Source organism: Microvirga sp. P4_G7 (genome assembly GCF_056401005.1).
Map to the genome: position 1 here is coordinate 1 of NZ_JBFUKD010000320.1, position 3,979 is coordinate 3,979.

General features: G+C 60.9%; 2 protein-coding genes. One reads left to right on the plus strand and one right to left on the minus strand.

Annotation, left to right across the window (positions count from 1 at the left end):
* Window positions 1-163: 163 nt before the first annotated feature.
* Window positions 164-574, minus strand: a complete 411-nt coding sequence (locus tag AC1DT3_RS13605) for an NADH:ubiquinone oxidoreductase subunit NDUFA12 (RefSeq protein ID WP_477465786.1) — start codon at window positions 572-574, stop codon at window positions 164-166.
* A gap of 666 nt (window positions 575-1,240) precedes the next feature.
* Between AC1DT3_RS13605 and AC1DT3_RS13610 the strand changes: the two genes are divergently transcribed.
* The coding region (locus AC1DT3_RS13610; protein ID WP_477465787.1) for a vitamin B12-dependent ribonucleotide reductase at window positions 1,241-3,979 on the plus strand (2,739 nt) is incomplete at its 3' end.

Here is a 3,979-nt window from a genome sequence, read left to right on the forward strand (position 1 = left end):
AACACTCCCTCGTCCGTCCAATAGGCAGGGCCCTTCTCTGTCCGCCCGGCAAGATAGGTGAAGGCGGGATCACCGAAGGCAAGATTGCATTCGAGACAATGGCGCTGACTCACGCGTTTCAACATCATTGGCCTCGAAAGAATTTTGCTCGACGAACCTTCATTCACTCACCCGGCGTCCACGGCACGTAGTCGCCGGTCGCGGCCGGGCGCTGTCCGGAAGCCAATTGCGAGCCGGTCGGACGATAGGCCTGAGGTGTGCCGGTCATATTCGGCACATGCGGCTTTTCCCAATCGCGTGGCGTGTACGCTTGCTCGCTCGGCGGCAGCGCATCGTTGTGGTTCATCCAGGAGCGCCAACCGGGTGGAATGCGGGAAGCGTCCGCGTCTCCAGCATAGACCACCCACCGGCGCTCAGAACCGACCGACCGGTCGATGAGCGGCCCTTGGGCGCGATAGTACTTATTGCCGAACGCGTCCTCGCCCACGAACTGACCACGGCGCCACGTATAGAATCGTGTGCCGAATGTCTGGCCGTTCCACCAGGTAAAGAACTGCAGCCAAAACTGTTTCATCGCTACCGCCGAAGGTTCTCGAAAACGCGCGGAATATGGCTTCGCACTGTCGCGAAGTCCAGCCTTTAAGCGGCAAGCGATTCTCGCGTCGCCGCCCGACTCAGTGCAATTTGGTGGGAAGGGATGATTCTCCTAATCCCTGTGGGGCTTTGGGGCCGAATTTGCAGCGAATTGGTCAGCAAGGATGGGTCAAGGTCGGGGCGCCTACCGTATCGTCACTTGTAGGCCGGGAACGCACCGCCCAAAAATATATTCGAGCATCGCCGAGGATGGATTCCTGAAGGAGTCTCCAGGGCTTAGCGCGACGTCTGAACGCTATCCACAATTTTCACAGGAAGCACTATATGTAGTTTTACGGCACYTGCCGTGACACTAGTTCTTGACGTCAGGCGACCAACGCGACTAGCTTGAAAGGGTGCCGATCCGAGACCGGCAACCGACCTGAAAGGGCCGGTCGAACACCCTCCCAAGGTAAAGCGTTACAGCCGGGCGGCACATTGCGCCGTGAGGCCCAAGATGACCCTGAGGGTGGCCGAAACTCGGACGTTGCATGTGTGGCGGTCCCCTCAAGAGGGGTCGTCGGGGCGTCTAAAACATTGTGGGCTGAGGAGCCGCGAACAAATCGCGGCCAGGAGACCTATTGTCTCCGTACAAAGGAATTAACAAATGCGGATCGAGCGGCGTTACAGCAAGCTTGGGCAATCGCCCTATTCTTCTCTCGCCTTCCGTCTCGCGACGAGCGAGATTCGCAATCCTGACGGCTCTGTCGTCTTCAAGCTGGACAATATCGAAGTGCCGGAGACCTGGAGCCAAGTTGCTTCGGACGTCCTGGCACAAAAGTACTTCCGTAAGGCCGGCGTGYCGGCGCGCCTGAAGAAGGTCGAGGAGAACGACGTTCCGTCCTGGCTGTGGCGCTCCGTGCCCGACGAGGACGCTCTCGCTTCTCTTCCCGACGATCAGCGCTATGGTTCGGAAATCTCCTCCAAGCAGGTCTTCGACCGGCTCGCAGGGTGCTGGACCTACTGGGGCTGGAAGGGCAGCTATTTCACCGGCGAGGAAGACGCCAAGGCGTTCTTCGACGAGCTGCGTTTCATGCTCGCGAACCAGATGGTGGCGCCGAACTCACCGCAATGGTTCAACACCGGCCTGCATTGGGCCTACGGCATCGACGGCCCGGGCCAGGGCCACTATTACGTCGAYTACAAGACCGGCAAGCTGACSAAGTCGAAATCCTCCTACGARCACCCCCAACCGCATGCCTGTTTCATCCAGGGCGTCGARGAYGATCTGGTSAAYGAAGGCGGCATCATGGACCTGTGGGTCCGCGAGGCGCGTCTGTTCAAATACGGCTCCGGCACCGGCTCCAACTTCTCCAAGCTGCGCGGTGAAGGCGAGAAACTTTCCGGCGGCGGGCGGTCTTCGGGCCTGATGTCGTTCCTCAAGATCGGCGACCGCGCCGCCGGCGCCATCAAGTCGGGCGGCACGACGCGCCGCGCCGCAAAGATGGTCGTCGTCGACGTCGATCACCCGGATATCGAATCCTACATCGACTGGAAGGTGAAGGAAGAGCAGAAGGTCGCCGCTCTCGTCACCGGTTCGAAACTCGGCAACAAGCACCTCAAGGCCATCATGAGGGCCTGTGTGAATTGCGAAGCCGACGACGACGCCTGCTTCGATCCAGAGAAGAACCCGGCCCTGAAGCGCGAGATCAAGATGGCGCGCCGGGTCATGATCCCGGACAACTACATCAAGCGCGTGATTCAGTTCGCCAAGCAGGGCTATACCGATATCGACTTCCCGATCTACGACACCGATTGGGATTCCGAAGCCTACCTCACMGTCTCGGGCCAGAATTCCAACAACTCGGTCTCGTTGACCGACGATTTCTTGCGCGCAGTGGAAGCGAACAGCGATTGGAATCTCACCGCTCGGAAAGATGGCAAGGTCATCAAGACGCTCAAGGCGCGCGACCTCTGGGAGCAGATCGGTCACGCCGCCTGGGCCTCCGCCGATCCCGGCCTGCATTTCAACACGACGATGAACGACTGGCACACCAGCCCGGCGGGCGGGCGCATCCGCGCTTCCAATCCGTGCTCGGAGTACATGTTCCTCGACGACACGGCGTGCAATCTCGCCTCCGCCAACCTGCTGCAATTCTACGATCGCGACACCAAGACCTTCAACGCCGAGTCCTATGAGCACGCGTGCCGCCTCTGGACGGTCGTGCTGGAAATCTCGGTGACGATGGCGCAGTTCCCCTCGAAAGAGATCGCGCAGCTCTCCTACGAGTACCGCACGCTCGGCCTCGGCTTCGCCAACATCGGCGGACTGCTCATGACCATGGGCCTCGGTTACGATTCCACCGAGGGCCGTGCTCTCGGCGGCGCGCTCACCGCGATCATGACCGGCGTATCCTACGCGACCTCCGCCGAGATCGCGGGTGAACTCGGGCCGTTCCCGAACTATGCCAAGAACGCCAAGTCGATGCTGCGGGTCATCCGCAATCATCGTCGGGCCGCGCACGGCATGGACACCGGCTACGAAGGCCTCTCAACCAACCCGGTGCCGCTCGATCACGCCTCCTGCCCCGACCAGAACCTGGTGGCGCACGCCAAGGCCGCATGGGACAACGCGCTGGCGCTCGGCGAATTGCACGGCTACCGCAATGCGCAAGCCACCGTCATCGCGCCCACAGGCACGATCGGCCTCGTGATGGATTGCGACACCACCGGCATCGAACCCGATTTCGCGCTGGTGAAGTTCAAGAAGCTCGCCGGCGGCGGCTACTTCAAGATCATCAACCGCGCCGTACCGGACGCCCTGCGCACGCTCGGCTACCGCGAATCCGAGATCGCCGAGATCGAGGCTTATGCCGTCGGTCACGGCTCGCTTCGTCAGGCGCCCGCCATCAACGGCGCGACGCTTGCCGCGAAGGGTTTCACCGACGAGAAGATCGACGCTCTCGAAAAGGGCATGAAGAGCGCGTTCGACATCAAGTTCGTCTTCAACAAGTGGACGCTCGGCGAGGACTTCCTCACTGGTGCGCTGAAAGTGCCGGCGGACAGGCTCAGCGATCCGTCCTTCGAGCTTCTGCCCTTCCTCGGCTTCTCGAAGGCTGACATCGAAGCTGCGAACATCCATGTTTGCGGCGCGATGACTCTCGAAGGCGCTCCCTTCCTCAAGGAAGAGCACTATGCGGTGTTCGATTGCGCCAATCCSTGCGGCMRSATCGGCAAGCGMTATCTCTCGGTSGARAGCCACATCCRCATGATGGCGGCGGCGCAGCCCTTCATCTCGGGTGCGATCTCGAAGACCATCAACATGCCGAACGACGCCACCGTCGAGGATTRCAAGAACGCCTACATGCTCTCCTGGCGCCTGGCGCTCAAGGCCAACGCGCTCTAT

Excerpts from the sequence above, each read along its gene's own strand:
- AC1DT3_RS13605 (WP_477465786.1), bottom strand. The coding sequence starts at position 574 with ATGAAACAGTTTTGGCTGCAGTTCTTTACCTGGTGGAACGGCCAGACA.